The organism is Candidatus Woesearchaeota archaeon, assembly GCA_016928155.1.
Taxonomy (GTDB): Archaea; Nanobdellota; Nanobdellia; order Woesearchaeales; family JAFGLG01; genus JAFGLG01.
In genome coordinates this window covers 12,334-33,386 of record JAFGLG010000014.1, presented here as the reverse complement: position 1 = coordinate 33,386, position 21,053 = coordinate 12,334, and the positions used below count along the sequence as shown (strand labels likewise).

Below are 21,053 nucleotides of genomic sequence, written 5' to 3'. Positions count from 1 at the left end.
TCACCTATCCTGCCACCTAGCTTGACACCATCATGGTTCGCGATTTCTGTTGGTGAGAGACCGAACCTGCTCTGCACTTCTGTTTCAGAAAGCAGAGAATTCTCAAGCCTGCCGAGGTCAAGTTTAATGGGAGCTGAAGGCGATCTTGAAAAGGCGATGCTCTGGACCTCTGCCCTGGTTATGACATCAGCATCCTCTGAGGTTATCTTGCCAACAAGACCTGAGTCCTCTACAAGCTCTTCATAGTTCCTGTTGACAATAACTGCATCGACCCTGCCCATGACAGCAGCCTGAAGATTGCCAAGCTCTTGGGTGTTCAAGGTCCCATCACTGTCTGAGTCGTATTCCTGCAGAACAAGGCCCCATACAAGGGGATCAGCGCGCAGTCTTGACAGGATCTCTCCAGTGGCAGCATTCCTGGTCATGCAAGTCTGCGCGTAGACAAAAGAGATGTTTGCGAACAGGAAAATCAGAATCATCAAGAGGGAGATGCATCTCTTAGAGGTGTCACTTCTCATCAAGCTTCACCTCTTTCAGGATTATCTCACCTTTCTCATTCTGGATGAACATCAATCTGGTCTTAGAATCCCAGCCCTTCTGCAGAGCAAGCTCTTTAGGAATAGTTATCTTATACTGTCCGTTGTTGACTATTACTTTTGGCATTTTAGTACTATTTTAGTATATTATTATATTATTTTAGGGATAAAATAGTACTAATCTATATAAAGTTATTGCTTATTTTTTTAATTATTAGGTAGTAGTAAATCTAGAAAGTTTTATAAAGTATGGAATATGCCCAGCTTCACAATGATGTTCCGAGCCTATGGCAATGACCAACCAGCATTGCAGGATCTCTATAATCCAAACATCCATGTATTCCTATTCAAGGAAGGAGACAGGGCATCCTTCAATCATTCTGAAAGAGATGGATTATGTGCAAAGGTCCATGATCTCTCAATAGATTTCAGGGAAGCACAAAATCCAGACGACATCAGACATTTCTTAGGTGAAATCAGAGAAGCTGAATATGCATGGGCACTTACAGGATATGAGGTTCTAAACGGAGATCACAAGATAGGTTTCTTTAGGGCACATAATGGGCTTGTGGAAGCCAGGCCAAGAATCAATTTCGCAAGGCCTCCTATGAACGCACCATCCGAGCTCGCTGATTACCTTTCCTCCAGAGGATCTTCCATGAGTGATAAGGAATTCAGAAGAGACATTGTGGCACTTTCACTCGAGACATACACTGCACTTAACAGGTTTTCCAGAAGCCAAGCCCAATCAACTGAGCCAGAAATCAAAATCCAGCTTGAATCCGCATGGAACAATATAATCAGACTGACGAGAAAATATTTTTCAATGTCATCCAAAGGACTGCCGCCTGAATTCAATGATACACCCTATCCAAACTGGAACCATGCTATACTTAGCCTAATGAACACATTGGGGGATGCAATATTGCCAAAAAATAAAGAGAGCAATATCGGCGACAGATTCTCTGAGTACCTGTGCCAGGTAGACCAGAATCTGATAGCAAATCCTGAAATGCTTGTCAAGATATTCGAAAGAAACAGGTGTGCAGGCCCGGGATTCTAGGAGCAGACAATATTTTCAGCGATATTATTAATTAATGCATTAAGATCAACATTGTCGTCATCAATATCAATAACAGTAGGTTCTTCCGCCTCCCTCTGCCTTGCCTCGCCAGTAGAGTAACCTTCAACCTTACCCTCTTCCACATTAGTGATGACCTGGGACCTGACACCCGCTACAGTTATCGGCCCTCTTGTCGAATAGGGCACCTTTACAAACCTGTTGCCGTTCCTTGACAGGCCATCTGGGCTATTAGCAAAGAGCATAGCAATCTCCTCATCTGTGATCCCAGAGTCATAGAACTCAATGGCCTCAGGAGTTATCTGGCCATGCACCCTCCTTGCAGAAGACCTCCTTATCTGCGGGTTGTTTGCAAGTATGGTGTCATGCAGGCTTCCCCTGAATACAGTCACTTCATCAGGGAAATTCAATCCATACACGATGATGAATTTCATGTTCGTGGCACTCAAGGGATGCTCACCTGAGGTGAGGCTGCCTTCACCTGACACCCTGAATGATTTCTGAGAGGCGAGCTGTTCGAATACAGTCTCATCCACCTTCATCAGCTGTTCAGGGAAAAGGAACTGCGCCGGATTGTCACCGAAGACAATCCTGACATCCTCCTCACTTGGTTCATTAGCCTGTACAGTGTTCTCTTTCGGTGTCCCCCTGAATGCAGAGCCGGACCCGCCATCAATAGTGACCACAATGCCATCCCTGAGTATAGTGCCATCACTCATAGTCATGATACCTGAGGATTGGTCTATGCTCTTGATGTACACATCACCCTGCATTGAGCTGATGATATGGGGTATGCCATAAGTGCTCCTTGCCAGAAGAGCAAAATGACTCATCGGGCCACCAGTCTTAGTGATCAAACCATCAGCCCTGCTCATGGTCTCCTCCATTGTGCCAGACTCGATAGTATCAGCCACAAATATGTAAGCTTCACCTGCTTCATAATATCTCCTTGCCTGCTCTTCAGTGAATGCCAATCTTCCGGTACCTACACCATTGGATGAAGGCAGGCCCTGCATGAACCTCTCTAAGCCTTCTTCTGACCCTATCGTCGGATTAGACAACCTTTCCATCACCTCATCCATCGGCACGCCAGGATTCGTTGCAGGAATCTCATAATTAGACCTGAACATCTCATAAGCCTCTTCCCTGCTGATCCTACCCTCCCTTACGAAATCAGCAGCAATCCTGAGATTTGCAGCTGGCTTCCTCTTGCCTGATCTAGCTTGCAGGATGTACAGCTCACCATCCTCAATTGTGAATTCTATATCAACCATATCCTTGAACTGTGATTCAATGTATATTGATACAGCTTCAAGCCTTGAATACAGCTGAGGATCAATACCCTTCAGATCAGAGATGGGCCTTGTCTCCTGAGTCCCTGAAACAACAGCTTCCCCTTGGCCGCCTCTCACCATGTTGCCCACCATCCCTGGCTCGCCTGTGTTCGGGTTCCTTGATAGGATTACACCTGAAGCTGAAACACCTCTTGTCTCAGCTGCATTGCCGAACACCATCCTCTGGACTGTAATCCCAGTACCGATAGAATCAGAGATGCCCCTGCTCCTGCGGTATTCAACAGCCTTGTCAGAATACCATGATTCATACACAGCCACTATAGCCTGCCTCATCTGGCTCAATGGAGTCTGTGGGATCTCGCTGAGACCAGCAGAAGCCCTCCGCGCATTATACCTATCGACGATATCAACAAGAGATTCAAGAGTCAGGCCTCCTGATGCCTTCAGCTCTGCAATATGATCCTCAACTGCTATCACACCAGAAGGCTCATGGAGTATAGTCTCAGAGTAGGATTGGACAAAATTCCTGAATGTATAAGCAGCCTCTTCAACACCAATCTGCCTCCCTAATGCAGTTATAGTATCACGGGTCAGGCCTATGTTCAGGACAGTCTCAAGAACACCAGGCATGGATACAGAAGAGCCAGACCTGACTGACAGGAACAACGGGTTCTCTGAGTCACCAAAATACCTGTCTGTCTGCATCTCAAGTCCCATCAATGCCAGACGGATCTCCCTGAGAAGCTCAACAGGCAATGATCTTCCCTTTGCATACTGCCTGAAGGCCTCCTGGTTCAGTATGAAGGCTTCAGGAACATTCTGGTCCATTCTCTTCAGCTCCAGGAGCTTTGCGCCCTTATTGCCCAATATCCCGACATCAGCCTCAGCATAAGGGTTGGACAAGAGAGTCACTGATGGCAACCTATTAAGGGCCTCTTCAGCTTTATTAATCTTATCCAAATCTTCTTCAGGAATAAGACGGTCCTGCGCCCCAAGGATATATTCTGCATTGGAGATCTGCTTCGATGAGAATCCCTGTGAAGGCTGCCCAACAGGAGCAGTCTGCTCAGGCGACTGTGCCAGCAAAGCATTGATAGCATTGTTTATGCTGATGTAATCTGCTCTTGGTACATTAGCTCTCACATAATTCTTAGTAGCTATTGTCGCAGCGATATGAGCAACCGGCCTTATGTTCTCTAAACCTCTCAGCAACGGATCATTCCTCGTGTATATCTCACCAAGCTCATGAACGATGAAAGCCCTGACTGCAATGTCCTGTGCAGTGCCTTCGATGCCCCTGACTGCAATGTCCTGTGCAGTGCCTTCGATGCCCTGCACCTGTTGTCCTATCCTACTAGGATCCAAGGTGATTACCCAGCCATCTGGAGTGAGCTCAGCCTTTGCACCATCTGCAGTTGTGCCTATCCTCACAGTGGCCTGGACCAGACCACTTTCAGTAGCCAGTGGTATCCTTGTATCATGAAGCTCTCTCAGATTGTCCAATGTGATACCTGCAGGGAGAGCCAGCTCTAGCCTAGCAGCCATCAAGTCTATCCTACCTTTATATTCATCTCCGAACCTCTCATTCAGAGTCTGCAAAGAAGCCCTCTGTTCCCCTCTTGTTGTCGGTGTGACGAGGGCGGCTGCCTGTGCTGCTGATTCTGTTTCTGTCTGTGATGGCTGTTCAGGAACTTGAGTGCTCGTGTGCTGATAAACAATGAAACCAAGATTATCTCTTATGTCTCCTTGAGTTGCAGCCTGGGCAAGGCCTTGTTGTATGTCAGAGACAGAACCCCTTATCTGAGCACTGATCTGGGCCAATGTAGCATAATCTGTCAATCCGTCACTAGTTACAACAACAACATCGCCTTCTTCAAGAGTAATAACTCTTGATACTCTATCTTCAGTCATCAAATCTGGATGGATATACCCATGATCGCTCAACTGATCAGGGGTTGCATCTCTCACATTGACAAAAGTATCATGATTCTCTGATGCTAATTTTGATTGTCCAGGATCATTGCTTACACTACTCAGAATCGCACTGGCGAGTAGGTTGGTTTTTTTCTGACTTTCAATATCTTGGGTTGTCGCAAATCCTTCTGTATTTCCGGTAAACATATCCTGAAGCGCGCTATGCTCAATAGTGATGTACTTGATCTTTCCATCCTTGCCAAAAACCATTATTTTTGAATCGCCATGATGCTCATGCGTCATTATATCCCCTTCAATTTCTACAATAACCCCTGTTGTACCCATATTACTCTTATCAGGAGTCCTTGATAGATCAATTTGAATAGCTGCAGAAACAAATGCATCATGAATTGCGTCTTCTTGACCAGCTTTTGATTTCAGGGTTTTTAAAGCGGTTTCTGCAAATATATCACTAGCCACTTCTCCTGCAGAATGACCTCCCACACCATCTCCTACGACAAGATAAGTCCTGCTGTTTGAAGGATCAGAATATGAAGCAATCGCATCTTCATTGGATTGCCTTCCACCTATTGAGGTGAAGCCTAGTAATCTTCCGTTGCTTGTGGGGTATTCAAAATGTCCAACCTGACCCTTACTGATACTTGAGGTCTTCATCTCTGGGGTTTCTTGGGCTTGCTGAGGCTGCTGGGCTGAAGTCTGTGATAACCCTTCTATTGCCTTCTTGGCATCACTGAATCTCTTCTCGAGAGCCAATGCCCTGCTGTATGGGGATGATTTTATGTAACCTATTGCTGTAGCAAGAGCAGGTATGCCTAATGCTGTTGTCAATGCTCCACCACCTAATACTATGGCTGCAGTTACTTTGCCAGCATAACCTGCAGTCTGTGCAGTGCCTACTGCTGTGCTAAGACCTGCTGCTCCGAATGCTCCACCTATCTGGCCTAGGAAACCATATTTTATTGCAGCAACAAGCCTTGAAGCACCAACCTGATCGACAATGATCTTTGAAGCAATATATTCACTTGGGTTAGTGGGATCATATGATTGTTCCTTAACAACCTTCCTCGCATCAGTCAGTACAGCAGTGCCTCCTCTTGGCAGCATCCTTCCCCAGAACCAACCACCCTTCTTCAGGTTCTGTAAGTATCCATTAGGTTTGGTCATGGCTTCATAAGTCTGGACCAATGCATTTTCAGTCAATTCAATCTGCTGATCATGATTAGCACTATTCCACTTGTTGATCTCTTTCTGGATATCAGATATCACACCTTGGAATTGATAAATAGCAGAAGCCTTTGCCTCTTCAATTGTCCTCGGGTTCTGTCTTGCTGCGTTGAGGAAATCCTGCATTATCCTTGTTGAGCCCCGTCCTTTGGATGCAAGAGCTTCAAGAATCGTTATCTGGGCCTGGACAGTGGGATCCTGAGAGTTACTATCTAACTTTTCTTGAATCCCTCTGATGTAACTTGCCCTGCTGTTGGAGATGAAATTCCACCATCCTCTCGGATTTGAAGCCAGGGTCTCTCTTGAGATCTGTCTCAACACATCCCAGGCAATTACAGGATCTATTCCTGCAGTATTTAATCCAAGAGAGGTCAATGCTGCGGTGAGGGCTTTACTCTGTTCATCTGTAAATCCAGCTGGAGCTTCTGCAACAGGCTCTTGGGCTGGTGCTTCTTGAGCAGGAGCTTCTTCAGCTGCTGGCGCTTTTGGTTCTGTAGATGCCTCAGGTTCAGCTGGTCCAGCTGCAGGTTCAGAGACAGGGGTAAGTTCAAGCTGCATAACCTCTTTTAACCTATCATCATTAAGTGTAGCGACAGGGGCTGTGAACTGCTTAGGTAAATGCCTATCTGTGATTGTATCCCAGACAGTCTCAACTAGTTGGTCCTTGATTTCTGTTCTTTCAAATAATGAAGGGGCATGTGTCTTGATTGCATTTCCGATGACCGAATCAAGATCCATTCCTTGAGACACAACCACTTCTCCTCTGGTTATTGTTATCGCTTTTGATATCTCCTCAATTATTCTAGATCTCTGATTTACATTAAGGGATCTCAAGTCCACTGCTTCTTGCGAAGCTATCAATGCCTGCATATCTGCATCTATGAAGGCTTCAGTGACAATCTGTGATGTTGGCTTGACAAGCAATGGGGCATATTGTGCAGCCTGTTGAGGTTCTGGTGTGCCTTCAAATGCAATCGATGCCTGTATCTCTGCTATCTTATCATTAAGTGCCCTCTGCCTCAAGGAATCCTTTTCCAATTGATCTCTCTCCTGCTGGAGCTCGTCCACCTTGGCTTGGAGTTCCCTCACCCGGTCCTCATAATTCTCCACAAAATAATCATAAGCTTCAGAGTTGCTGGCTCTTGCAGCTCTAGGATCTGTCATTAATAGTGAAACAAATTCCTCAAATTCTGTCACACCTTGAGCTTTATCTCCAATTACTGTATACCTTGCAGCCTCTCCTGGAAGCAGGAGATTATCCCTGACCCTCTCTGCGCTGAGTTCAGCTCTCCTAGCATCTGTCCAACCTGGAGACCTGACCTCATTACCAAGATTGATAACTCCTATCTCTCTGGTCTCCTTTACAACTTCACCTACAGATGTTGTGACTGTCCTAAAAGCCAGGGCTTCCTGAGGATTATCATTTGAGATGAAGTAATGCTGATCACCAACATGAGTAAGGGTGTATGTCCTCTGATCTGCGCCTTCTCCAAAGGTTATTGTGCCATCATCATTGAATGTGTATGAGTTCTGCGGATTGTTCCTGTCAACATAAGTGTTAGGGGCGAGGTCGAATGAGGTTTCTGTCTTTGGTGTTGTCGAGATGAAGTTAGGGATTTTTGGGGCACTCGGAGTCACTTGGGCAGATTCTGCAGTCACAACAGCAGGCAAGGCGACATTCGCAGTCAAATCCAGGAATTCAGCAACATACTGACTCTGGCTGTCAACAGCAGTTGCTGGAAGCAGTTCATTGAATTCTCTTGATCCAAGATAATGGGCTATCTCAGATGCCACTCCAAGCTGTTCACCAGCAGGAAGCTTTGCTATCAATGCGGCTATTTCTGTGATTGTCTGTGAGACTGTTTGAGATGTGATACCTTCTTGCGTGAATTGATTCAATCCATTCAGCTTGTCCATTATCTGTGTCAGGAAAGGCCGGTTTTGGTCATTTATACTTCTTGCACCTGGTTTTGTAAAGAGCTGGTGCTGATTCTGTTCAGCCAATGCATTTGGTGAACTCAATCCCATTGCAGTCTGGACTGCACTTGGTAAAGTGTTCAGTGAACCCATTGATACTGGGAGCAAGCCATCAGCGACATGGACCTGGCCAGTCTCTGCCCTGTTGATATAGAAGCCACCTTGTTGCAGACCTGATATGCCTGATTCTATCTGTTGCGGTGTCAAATCTGCTGCTGCATAGTAAACCTGATATTCCATTTCTTGTGGATTTATTGTCTGCTGATTCCCAAGATATTGGATGGTTATCTGCCTTTCACCGAACTGGAAACTTGCAGTCTGACCTTGTAAGTTGATTTTTCCTATTATTCCTTTTTCCTGCAGACTCTGCAGAGTGGATGTCGTCATTTCCCAAGTCGGTGTTGCTATCTGGATAGTGTTAGCATCAACAGACATCAGCATATCAACAAGAGATTCCGCTGATATAGTCTCATCAAATACAGCAAGTGCAGAAGACACAGGACCCATCATGCTCCTGAGATTAGTAAGCCTGTAATACATCTCTCTTGCTTTGTCATCAGAATGACCAAAGAAAAACAAAGGGGCAAATGCTGCCTGATTCGGGGTCTCAATGTCTCTTCCTCTGTTCTGAGCCCTGATTATATCTACCCTTTCTCCCACTTCTCTGACTGCAGTATCCATCCTTTGAGCTGCAACATCTCTGGCTTCTGCTACCCTTACAGTCTCGCTCACAATCTCTGACCTAACCTGAGATGTGCCTGCGGTATATTCCGGGAGCATCTCACGAGTAACCCTTCCCCTGAAAATATCTGCGAACTCAGCGAAACTCTTTGCATTCAGGATGCCTTTTGCACCCTGATTTTCAGTTCGTGCAAATTCCAGTATCGGAGCCCTTTCTCCTGTAGCTGTTTCGAGTATAGTCTTAGCTTCTCCCTGCAAACTAAGTTCAGATATCAATCTCCTGACTGATTCATACTCTCTTGCCAAACTCTCCTGCAGGTAAGTTATGCTCTGTTCTGCTTTTGCTGTCCTCAGGAATTGCTCATAACCCTGCTCCTGTCTTCTTGTTTTTATAGCCTCTTGGAGTTTATCCCATTGGGATTGGAGTTCTGCCCTCCTTTCTGCTGTTGTACCTTCAGCTGACATCTGATTCAATGTGGCATCCCTAGCTTCCCTGATAATATCATTGGCCATGGAATGGATAGCAGATTCCAGTTCCTGAAGATTTGACCTCTGCAGATTCTCCTTTCCATTCCTTTGGTATAGATCAAACAACTCCCTGACAGTGGATTCAGAACCAATATGAGTTATGCTTTTTTCATTCTCAAAAATTCCCCTATCTGCTCTTCCAAGGGCCTGAATAACAGAATTCATATCTGTTTTTGCATCAGTCAGGACCATAAAGTCCCCTTTTACAACAAAATCAAGGCCAAACTTGTTGCCCTTGTTTGCCAAGATAGCAATATTAGCTTCAGCCAGATTCTTTCCATCAATGAACTTCTTTGCTTCAGTTGCTGTCATTATTGTTTCAGTATATTTACCTGTTTCTGCATTATACTTTCGGTGTACCCATTCTGTCCCTGATTCAGTAAGACTTATCAACTGATCAAGCCCTATATTATCCCTTTGGAATTTATCCCTTGTTAATTTGCCATCTGTTCCGCCTGTCCCGTCAACTACAGACTTGCCTCTCATATTAGATTCTTCTATATTATTGACGATAGTAACCTTTCGGTCTGTTATGGTATGAATCGGTTCTGATCTGAAGCCTCCCGGCAATTCAGGCATGACATCACTGAAATATTTTGCCATAGGATTCAGGCTATACTGGCCTTCGATTCCGAACATCATCCTCAGTGTCTCGACATTCATGTTGGAGCCAGAGAATCCCTTCAATCTCCCCGAGCTTGTTATGTCCCTCACAATGCTGTAATAATCCACACTTGTAGCATCCCCGCTGGTCTTCACTGATTCCAGATTCGGCTTTTCTTTGATTCTCTGTGCCCATTCAATCTCAACAGCCAAGGAATAGACTTCATTCCCAAGCCGCATATCAGGCGCATTACGGTAGAATGAGATAGGAACAACCCTTCCCTGACTGCCGCCCTGACCAGGTTCATAACCCAGGTCACCCTCCCAGACTTTTCTCATGGCCTCAAGCTTGGCGTTAGTGGAAGCGGTCATACCCTGGCCTTCAAAATTTGTCAGTCCTGCCGATCTCATCGCAGTAAATACTGTATCTGCATTGTAATCTGTGATACCCCACTCCCTTGCCTTATCCCTGAATGCCCTGCTTTTCAGGTATTTCAGCAATCCGGCTTCAGTTGTGATCCCAAGTTTTTGAGCTTCAGCCATAAATTTACTTCTCCCTGCTTCGGTCAGCACGGGATTTGGCATTTCAATATTCCTGCCCTCAACATCAATTCGGGTCTGGACCTGAGCAGGGTTATTAACATCTATTTGTGCTCTCTTGAATATCTCATCAATCAGTATTGCAGCAACCTTGTTCTCTACAGAGGCCGGCCTGTCATTTCCGCCAACCCTCAACCTGCTGTTTGCCTCTGCAAGAAGATGGATCTCATCTATTGTCGCGATGTTCCTCTTGACTGTATCATAGATTTCAGTCAGGGTCCTTATCCGGTTTGCATCTGCCTTTGGCCCAAGCTCAAACTGCTTGCGAAGCTCCAGCTTAACCTCCAGCAGGAATTCAGGAGTTGTGTAAATAGCATCTGCATCACGCAAGCTATCCCTTATTTTCTCATAATCAGTCCTTCCTTTTTCAATAACAACCGCTCTCTTTCCTGTATTTTCATTGAACAGTACCCTGAGCCTGCTGTACTCACCATTCGGCAGTCTTATCCCGACCATCTCCTGCAGCTTAGTGCTGTCAGGGGCGACAACCATGGCTTTCCTGCCATTGCCAGTGTCAAACATAGCTTCCATGTGGACAAGCACAGAACTCTTCCCAACACCTGTGCCTATCTCATAAGCTCCATTTGAAGCTTGGAGGAACCTCACTGCAAACTCTACCTGGGCTGCGTTGAAATGCTGGGTTGAAGGCCATCCCTCCTTTATCCGCATCAATTGCTCCAAGACATCAAGCCTTTTATTCAATTCATCCACAAGATCCTTGTATTCCTGATCAGCATTTGCTTTTACCTTAAGCCTTCCTGTTGATGCATCTATTTCGCTGTTTGTCAGGAGCCTGTCAAACGAACCTCTGGTTGATTCAGCAAACGGCTGAAATGCTTCCCTGGCATTCTTAGGAAGTGTCACTTCACCAAGCAGGGCATTCTTTACAGCAGAAATCACATTCCCAAAATCACTCTCTTCGACCAGTTTCTCTCCACTTTTCGCATCAACCTGATTCTTGTTTTTCAGGGCATCCTTGAAGAATTCCGGCAGATACTCTCGGGTGAGATATTCAATCCCCTGCAAATTCAATTTGCCGTCTGTGAAATATTGCTGTTTACCCTCTTCATATCTCCATTTCTCAACAGCGTCATAGATCTCTTCAACTAACCTCTTCGCTTTTGCTGCTGACGGGGTTTGGCCAGTTACTTGTGCTTTCATCGCCTCAGTGACACTTAAAGCAATATCAAACTGGATCCCCCTATCCAGAACAGGCTTTGAAGGCAATGCATACTGATTTAATATCGGAGAATCCACACTACTTGATTCTTTAGATATGAACTCAGAGACTTCTGAATCGGATTTTTCTTTTAATCCTTCGAGCTCTTTGAGTCTTGCTTCTACTTCTCTAAGCCTTCCCAACTGGACATCAATCTGCGCTTTTGATCCGCCGCCCAGTTTAAGCATCTCAATGTTGGATTCCAAAGCCTTTTTCTGCGACTCCAAAACCTTTCCGGCCTGTTCCTGCCATGATGATTTCTGCTCTTGATTATTTTTCTTGGTTTTCATAGCCTCTATTTCGACTCCTGTCATCCTGCTGTATTCTACAGACAGCGCTTCCTGGACTGTGGCCTGCAGTTCAGTCTGTCTAAGAGTTCTCTGTGTGTCGAGGATAGTTATATGCTCAGCTTCTGCAGCATTCTCCAATAATCTCTCTGCTTCCCTTAATCTTGACCTGGCCTGCTCGTATGTATCCCTTAACTCGGTCATCCTTTGAATATGATCTTGGCTGGCACCAGAAACCCTGGCCATAGCTTCAATAGCGGCTTTCTCATCGGCAATCAATCTTTTCTGTCTTTCAGCCAATTCAATTAATGATTCCTGCGTTTGTATTTCTGTATCAGCCTGGTCTTTCCTTGCCTTTGATAATCTTGATTTGGTAGCTTCCAGCAAAGCTGCTTGTGCTCTATGGGTATCAATCTGGGTCTGCAGGTACTGTGCATCAATATCCAGAAGCGAATCCCTCATCTTTTCAACTTCTGATCTCTGTGTTTTTGCCTGCTCTGAAAGTCTTTGTCTTTCTTCAGCATTCTCCGAGGTCCTGGCTCTGCTTTCCAGATCTTTCAATCTTATCTCAGCAATCTCTATATCATACTCCCTATCGGTTTTCTCTGTACCTTTTGATCCGAATTCAAGCATTTTGCTGCGAAGCTCGTTCTCCAGAATGCTTCTTTGAATCTCTGCTTGGCTCCTGCTGAATAATCCTCTTGTATCAAGTTCAGATTGAAGATGCTTTTTTGCTTCTGATAAAGAAGCCCTCTGCATTTCAGCAAATTTATTGCTTTCAGCACCATACGCCTTCTGTAAATCAAGCACTATGGCTCTCTGAGCATCAATTGCTCTAGTATCCAATCCTCTTGTCTGCATATCACTCAAGTCTGTTCTTGCTTTGCTTAATCTTGAATCAATATCTGAAGCTCTTGCCTCAAAGGACCTGGAGATTATCTGGTCATGCAGGCTGAGCACTTCCCTCTGCTTGTCAGATGATAATGCTTTGTATTCACTGCTCTCAAGCAATCTCTGGACACTCATCTGGTCACTAAGCCTCCTCAATCCTTCAGGTGTGGATGTGTCAAATTCTTCCCTAACAGTTGTTCCCTTTGGAATCCCATATCTGGCAATCTCATCCAGATTCTTGTTGACCTCATTCCGGGCAATCTCCATCAATGCATCTGTCCTTATCTGGCTTTTCATATCAGCTATACGGGTGCTCAAAACTGGATCTCTGAATTGCAGATCAAGGATGCTGTTCCTGGCAATCTGTGTCCTCTGGCCTGTTGCATCCCGCAGCATTATCCTCTCATTTCCAAGTGCTGTGGTCTCCACTTCTATCGTATATGTTTTCCCATCCCTTACCACACTCTCTCCGTTTATTCTTATCCTGTTACCTTCAGGGCCTATGAAATGTTCAGTACCCCCTTGTGCATTTTTGCTGGTGGTCAGAGCAGTATTCTTACTAGCCCTGGTCTCATATTCAGGACGGGTCTCCAAGGGACCGGTACCTTTGCCTTTTGCTGCTGAATAGAGATGCTTTGCAAAGAGAGCAATGTTGAAATACAAGGCCTTCTCGCCGGAGTTAGGATCATAAGGCCCCATGCTCTCTCCATGCATTGAACTTGATACACCCTCAATTGCCTGGTGAACTGCTCCAAGTTCAAGGTTCATGGTCCAAGCCCTGGACTCCAGTGGGTTATAGAATTTGTTGAATTCCTTCAACGAATTCTTTGCCATATTCCCAATGGCTTGCATGTTTGTGGTACCTAGACTGGCTTCACGGGCGATCATCTGGTCTATTACTCTTGTCTCAGCAGGAGCAATGCCTGTCCATCTCTGGGGTATGATTCTTGTTAAGCCATTCTGTAATTTACTGAATGTAGCTCCAGCAACAGTCATCACAACATATAGGTCACCTACCTGCCTTGCTGCTTCTCCGACTTTTATGGCATTCTCAGTCGCTATTGTTTTTGTCATCATCCAAGCATAATCCCCAGAATAATCATCATCAAGATCAGCGGCAGTGCGTGCATAGTTCACAGCATCATCAAACCTGTTAAGATAATAGGCCTGGTCAGCAAGAGTGGAGTAGGCTTTGGCACTGAGGGAATCAGCTCCAGCAAAATCTCCCATCCTGCTGGCATCACCTGCTCTTGAGAGCAGCAGCTGCGCATTGTTGTCTGCAGCAGACCTCATATTCTGGGCCATGGTCGAAATCTGCTGCGGATTCAATTTTGAGTTTACCTCAGTCAGCATTCTTTTCAGTTCTTCATTTTCCATACTTGCGACATCTGTCGCGCTCAGACCTAATGCTTCCATGTTCCAGATAGCCCTGCTCTGTTCCCTGAATGTGCTGGTCTGATCATGGATGCTTTCGTCGTCATAATTCCATGAGTCCCACGCAAGATTCTTCAATGCCTGGGTTATTGCAGTGACCGGCTGTGTCGCTCCTGCTGGTATCTGGTTGTACCAAATATCCCCGAACATATGATGACCATCTTCATCATATCCCCATTTCTCCTTCGAGAAGCGGTTTATGTCCCTTATCTGCTGATAATTATCTGCAAGAGCGGTGTAGAAAGTGTCAATGTTTCTGAATTCAGAAGAAGAATCAGCACTCCTCTTTGCCAGCATCGCCGAGAGCGCACCCCTGTTCTCTGCATCAATATTCCTCAGATGATTCAGGTCCTTCTGGGTGAAGCCATTGCCAAACAATTTTTTGGAGTCTTCAGCTGACAGAGGCTCTCCGCCATACTGCGCCCTTATGCCCCTGAGCAGAAGCTCTGGGTCCTGGCTCATGGCATTAGCCAAGGCAGTTTCTATTGATTTATATCTGGAATTTATGATGTGCTCTTGTTCTCCAAACTGCCTCATTCCCTGAGTCTGCTGCAGATAATACCAGTCACCAACATTCAGAACATCCATCACTGGTGTAAAAATAAAGCCAAGACCAGCGTCAATAATGCCAACTGCACCTGCAATACCTCCTGTTGCATCATTCATATAGTTTCGGAGTGCTGTTCCTGCATCTACACCATTAGCCATGTCCACTATAAGCCCAATACCTGAACCTGCCATGTGGCCAATCTTATCAGATGCATCGATCCATCTGTTGAGAACACCACTATAACCCGTGTTCTCATCTGCCTGCCTTATCTCAGCCAATCTTCTTTGCTCCTGCGCCCTCTGCTGGTCTTTTAAAGACCTTTCTGTGATCATGCCTCCCAAAGAATTTGCCTGATCTTCAGTAAGCATCCCAGATTCCTGAAGGATCTTGATTGTCTCAGTGGCCTGCCCGTGGCCATATAGACCATCATAGAGATCAATCCTTTGACTATTCGCCATGTAATTGAAGTCAAGATTGAATCCTTCCTTGGCCGGACCCTTATAAAATGCGTCGAGTTCTTTCAAGAATCTATCACGCAGATCAGGCGCAGCTGAACCTGCAGTAAACAGAGCCTGCTGGATATTAATCAGATTATTCTGGTCTCTCTGATTGTCAACATAGCTTTGCAGGATTGGTTCAAGTCCTGAGACATCATTATTCTTCAGAGCCAGTTCTACCTTTTCCTGGATTGCGCTGGCCATAAGCACTGAAGCCAATGATTCCATCTGTTGCCGATTCATGCCACTGAAATCAATAGAAAAATCCTGGGAAAGCCGATTATAATCCTTATTCTGTGCTGCGTAGAACAATCCGTCAAGATCAGATATCCCTTCAAGACTGCTGCCAACTGAGAATGAATCCTCAGTTGCCCTTGATCTCAAGTTATTCTCCAGACTATTAAGGTGATTGTCCAAAGCTGTCTGGTCAAAAAATCGGTCTGTTGAAGTGACATCACGGTTTGCATGTCTACCAAGCTCCTCTAACCATCCGACAAGGAAGCCGGAATCAGGTTCTGTAAACGCACGATTGCTCAGCCCGCGTGTCATCTCAAATACCTTCAGGACTTCCCTGTATGTGTCTGTATCAAGGGATCCGATATCAAGATTATCAATCCCGCGATTCCTTACATCTGTCCCTGTGAGAAGATTCAGCTTGGCAAGCATCGCTTCATAATATACTCCTGCAAATCTTCGTTCCTCATCAGTAAGCTGTGCTGCTGGTTTTGCAGAAATTGCTCTGAATCTTTGGTCATTAGCCAGTTGTGCCTCTAATCTACCCAGCCATTCTTGCCTTTTCTCATCACTCTTCAACTGGCTTATCAAAGTAAAGAATTCTCTTGCCTGATCATCCTGGTCACCTGTACCACCGACAATCCACCCTCTGCTCCCTATCAAATTCAATCTCTTCTCGATTTCTTCATCCTTCTTCTTCAGACTATCCTGTCTCTGGTTCTCCACTTCAATGGTTTTGACTCTCTGGATCCGGCTATCGATATTTTTCAGCAATTTCTCTGCCTGATCCTTGACTGATGAGTCCTTCAACCTCAATAAAGCATCTCTAGCTCCTTGGAGGTCCCCGCTATCGGCCAAAGCAGCTGCATCCCTCAGTTTAATCTGATCATCAATGGCAGTCAATGACTTTTGAGCACCTGCTCTCATCTCTGCAGTCGGGCCGTTTTTGGCAACATATTCCAGATCCTTCTTTGCCCCATCAAGATTTCCGCTTCTGGCAAGATCATTTGCTCTTTCCAGACGCCTTGCATTATATATCCTGAAGGCATCTGCATCATCTGCATCCCGTGCAATGCCAAGCTTCTCTTTTGTGCTGAAATAATCCTCAAGATCAGATAACTTAGTTGTGGTAAGCGCATAATCCCTCATATAAGGCAAGGCTTTGGCTGTCTTTCCATAAAGAGCAATCGCGATGTCCCTGTTGGCTGTTGCACTGGTCAGGCTGAGCTGTGCCCTAAGATCCTGAATCTCCTTTGATGAATCTGAGAATTCTTTGCTGAGTCTATTCTGATCAGCTGATGTCATCTTCCTGTACTTATCTAATGATATCCCCTTCCCAGCAAGGAACTGTTCAAGCCGTGAATTGTACTGATTCTGGAGATTGTTTGATTTGACAAGATTGTCTAAGGCCGCTTCAGAGACCATCTTATTCTCAAAGGCATCCAGAAGCATCTGAAGCTGATTGTTCTCCCCTATCCTGTCCTGCATCCCTTTGCTCAATGCTTCTGACTGTTCCTTTTTCAGTCCAGAGAACTTCTCCAAGAAATACAAGAGGTCATCTTTTGTGGTGCCTTCCTGCTTCACACCGAGCAGCGCATTCATCCTGTTTATCAGCATGCTGTCCCGGAATGAATTCATCTGTTTGATCAGCTCATCCCTCTCAGCAGATGTCAGATCCTGGTTTTCTCTCGCTTCCTGCATCTTCTGCATAGCACCTTCGATGGCTTTCAGGGCCATAGCGTCTGAATCCTTATAGATATCTGAGTCAGGGCGCGCCTGACCCCACTGCAGAAGTATGCCTGATTCCTGGCCATCATACTTGTACACATTCCTCGGATCAAGAGTCCTTGAGCTATCAAGGCTTTCCAGTGAGTCGAACCATCTCTGATTGAGCGCATGCAGGTTAGACAGATGCTCCTGTGCGTCTATCACGCTGTCCATCCCTCTGATAACATCAGCGTATGTGCCTGACCTTATTGTTGTCCCAAGCTCATTGAACTTCTTGCTTGTGTATATGTTGAAATTCAGATCAGCCTCTTCACCCCTGCCCATCTGATTATACAGCCTAGACATGAAAAGATAATAATCAGTTGTATCAACTTCAGGATGAGTTTCCGGAAGCCTCTCCTGGGAAAGCCTAAAGAGCTTTTCAAGGTCCTCTGCGGTCTTTGCCTCTCCCAATCTCTTGTTGAGGAAATTCACCCACTGGGATGCTATGAACTCATCTGACAACCTGGCCACATCCTGCTGTGTCAATGACAGTGATTGATCATGCTTCATCAGGTCAACAATCGCCTGCAGGCCTGCGCTGAGCTCACCATAACTGTTGATACCCTCACTCTTATATCCCTGCTTGTTCAGATAAGCCTGTGCCATTGACTGCAGAATGGCGTTCCTCGAATCACCTTGTGCTCCTTTCAGCGCATCATTATAGTTCTGCAGCGCCTTATCATACTGGCTTGCGGTATTGTACAGGTTGCCGAGCTGCCAGCCTTTTTGCACCGGATCTGTGAGCTTACTAAACATTTCAGCAGCCTTATCGAGATATCCTCTCTCCCCCTCCTTCCTCATCGCATCTGTCATGAAAAGGTCCTTTGTCTGGCCATAAAGATCGCTGTATATCTGGCCGAGATCAAGGGTGTACTGCTGGCTGTTCTTGTCAAACAGATTATCGTAACTCTTATCAGTCATCAGACCAGCAGCCTGCCTGAGATCACCAAGTTCCCTAAGTGTCTTGACAGTGAGATCCATGGCAGCTGCATCATCCTTGTTGTGCCCAAAATAGAAATTTATTTCGCCATATTCCCTGCCTGCAATACTATCAATGAGATCCAGCATATTCTTTGTATCCCTGAAAAGATCATGCGCTTCAGTCGTATGCCTCTTGCTTGTCCAGAATCCGTCAAACTTGGTATCACCAATCGTCTTCAGCGCATCAAAATCAACCTGACGCAGGCCTTCACCAAGAGTGAGCTGCTTCTGGTAGAGGCCTGTTGTCTTGTCAATATTACCCAGAAGCTGATTCGCTTTAATATCTGTGCTGAATCCTGCCAGGATCGGTTCAAGGTTCTTTCTGCAAGAGCGCGTCTTGCACCTGTCAGAAATTCCCTGTATCTGGTCGACCAGGGCCTTCCCTCCCGGTGTAGCCAATACATTCAATAGCCTTATCTCATATTCTCTCTCCTCATTTACCTCTGCCAATGAGACATAATCCTTACCTTCCCCAAGGAAATGAGCTATCTCAACTGTCAATGGGTCGACATAGAACACTCCTGACTGCCATTGGCCATACTCAATGACCCCATCAGCATTCACTGTCTTTGTCCTCGTGACAGGGCCAAGAACCCTGAAATAAGTGGGCATGTCCAGATTGGCATTGGCAGGAAGATCAGGAGTCCCCATCATTGCATGATAATCCCCATCACTGTCCTTGTGATATTTATTCTCAAATTCTATCTCTCTGCCGTCCACCAGAACTTTATTCCAGACATGGGCAAAATCGAAGTCATTCTCTACATAAGAGGTCGGAGTGATGGTGCTGAACATGCTGCCTGCTCCTGAAGGATCAATGCCCTGAATCACTCCAGGACCTGCCCAGACCCTCTCATCCTTGACCTGGAAATAATTGTCACCGACTGACATAACCCTTATGTGATTAGCATCACTATCTTTCCAGGTATATTGTCCATTCTCATATCTCTCAAGTGACCTGTCCCTTGTGCTCACCATGCTTATATATGCGACGCCAGCATAACCTGGATAATCAGCAAGGAATCTCTGGTATTCAAGATCGTAATCCTTCTGAAGATTGTGTATCTTGTTGTCCAAGGCAATAACTTCATGGTGATCCTCAGTGCCGAGCTGTGCAATCAGCTCTCTCCTGCGCTCATCATATTCCTTCAGAGTCCTCTCTTTCTCCTGAAGCGTGGTCGGGGCGCCTCCCTGGAAGATGATTTTCCTGTTGATATCTTCAGCACCGAACCTGTTCTCCGAATAAAGAGTTGATTCTCCACCTATCCTGTCATCCCCCACTGAAGCCCATGAGCTCCTGCCAATCAAGTCAAGATCAACAGGCTGGGCATTTGCGTCAAGATTCAATATGAAACTGCCATCAAGCCTGAGAGTCTCATCTTTCAGGGAGTCTACTGATGCATAATCAAGATGCGCATTTGTGCCGGATATGCTCAGGATATCCCTGTAGCCATTGACATTTTTCCCTAATCCTAAACTTATGCTGCCATCCTGAAATGCGCTTGCGCTCAAGTCCTGATATTTTGGATTTGTGGAAGATACCTGCTGCTGTCCAGTCATGGCGACGTCCACGCTTCCATCTGTGTAAGTTGTCAGGGTCCAGGAGCATTCAGCTTCCTTGCACTTCATGCTGATCCCATCATAGCCGACAGTACTTCCATCTGTCAATGCTATTGTGCATGTATTTGTTGCGGTGTCACAGCCGGTTATTGTGTAAGAGCCTCCTCCAAGATTAAGAGTCTCACCATTCATTTCAGTAACAGCCTTACCATCGACCATCCCAGTGATACTGAAACCTGTATCAGATGAACCTGTTATCCTGATTTCTTCTTTCTTGGTAACAAGCGTGAATCCATGTTCTTTGCCGTGCTCCCCTGTGCCTACAGTGACGATATTCACGGATTTGAGGTTTTGTGATCTCAATGAATTCAGATCGATAGTATCACATCTCGCATGATCACAATGGCTCACAATCCCATTTGAATCAACCCTGAACTTGTCTCCTGAATATTCAGAGAAATCAACATCAAAACCAAGGCCAAATTTGCTCTTCAATGCTGCGCTTAGCTGGCTTTGGAAAGCAGGATTGGCAAGTTCTGTAGACATGTCGCCGAGATTGGAGATCACATCACCTGTTGCCAGCTGGCCTGAGTTGAGGCTTGCCCGCTGATCAGGCCTGAGTGTTCCAGGAGGCGGACCCTTCAATGCATTGTCAATCTGATCACCTGTCAGCGCAGGAATCCTGCTCGCATCCAGATAGTTCAGGAGTTTCTGCAGATCAGCAGGATTCTGGAATGCTTCATAGTTCTTAAGCTGGTTCACACGGCTTCCCAGAGCGTCAATATTCGCGAGAATAATATCTGGGGGTATCTGATTGATATCAAGGGCGTCAGCTGCAAGAACCCTCTGCAAATCTTCCTGGCTTAAGGAGTTCCAATCGCATGATGAGGGGTTCTTGACGCATCCTTCAACTGGATCCTCAGATTTTATGGCTTCGGTTGCCTCATTTTGAGCGTAAGCTAATGACACATTGAAAGTGAGCGATATCATCAGGTAGATTATAAAGAGGGACATGAACCTGCAGAAGTTCCTGTGGTTGAACTGCGCAGCTATGAGTTCAAACATGCTCTTCCTTTCCCTTTTCCTGATGATGTTGTTCCTGTTCATTTGCTTGTTTTGTCTTTTTGTTTAGCCCCAACACGCTTGGGGTCCCGCTGTTTTTTGCCCGAT

At 45.7% G+C, this 21,053-nt stretch carries 4 protein-coding genes; 1 reads left to right on the top strand and 3 read right to left on the bottom strand.

What is annotated here, in order from left to right; genetic code table 11:
• Positions 1 to 518: hypothetical protein (locus JW968_06575; GenBank protein ID MBN1386606.1), on the bottom strand; the 518-nt coding region annotated here is incomplete at its 3' end.
• On the bottom strand, positions 508 to 663 hold the full coding sequence (locus JW968_06570; protein ID MBN1386605.1) for a hypothetical protein: 156 nt from the start codon (positions 661 to 663) through the stop codon (positions 508 to 510). The genes JW968_06570 and JW968_06575, both read right to left, overlap by 11 nt.
• Positions 664 to 807: 144 nt before the next feature.
• Between JW968_06570 and JW968_06565 the strand changes: the two genes are divergently transcribed.
• The gene (locus tag JW968_06565) at positions 808 to 1,599 is read left to right on the top strand and encodes a hypothetical protein (protein ID MBN1386604.1); all 792 of its coding nucleotides are present in this window, start codon (positions 808 to 810) and stop codon (positions 1,597 to 1,599) included.
• Here the strand turns inward: JW968_06565 and JW968_06560 are convergent.
• On the bottom strand, positions 1,596 to 20,990 hold the full coding sequence (locus JW968_06560) for a protein phosphatase 2C domain-containing protein (protein ID MBN1386603.1): 19,395 nt from the start codon (positions 20,988 to 20,990) through the stop codon (positions 1,596 to 1,598). The genes JW968_06565 and JW968_06560 overlap by 4 nt on opposite strands.
• Between the last annotated feature and the right edge of the window lie 63 nt (positions 20,991 to 21,053).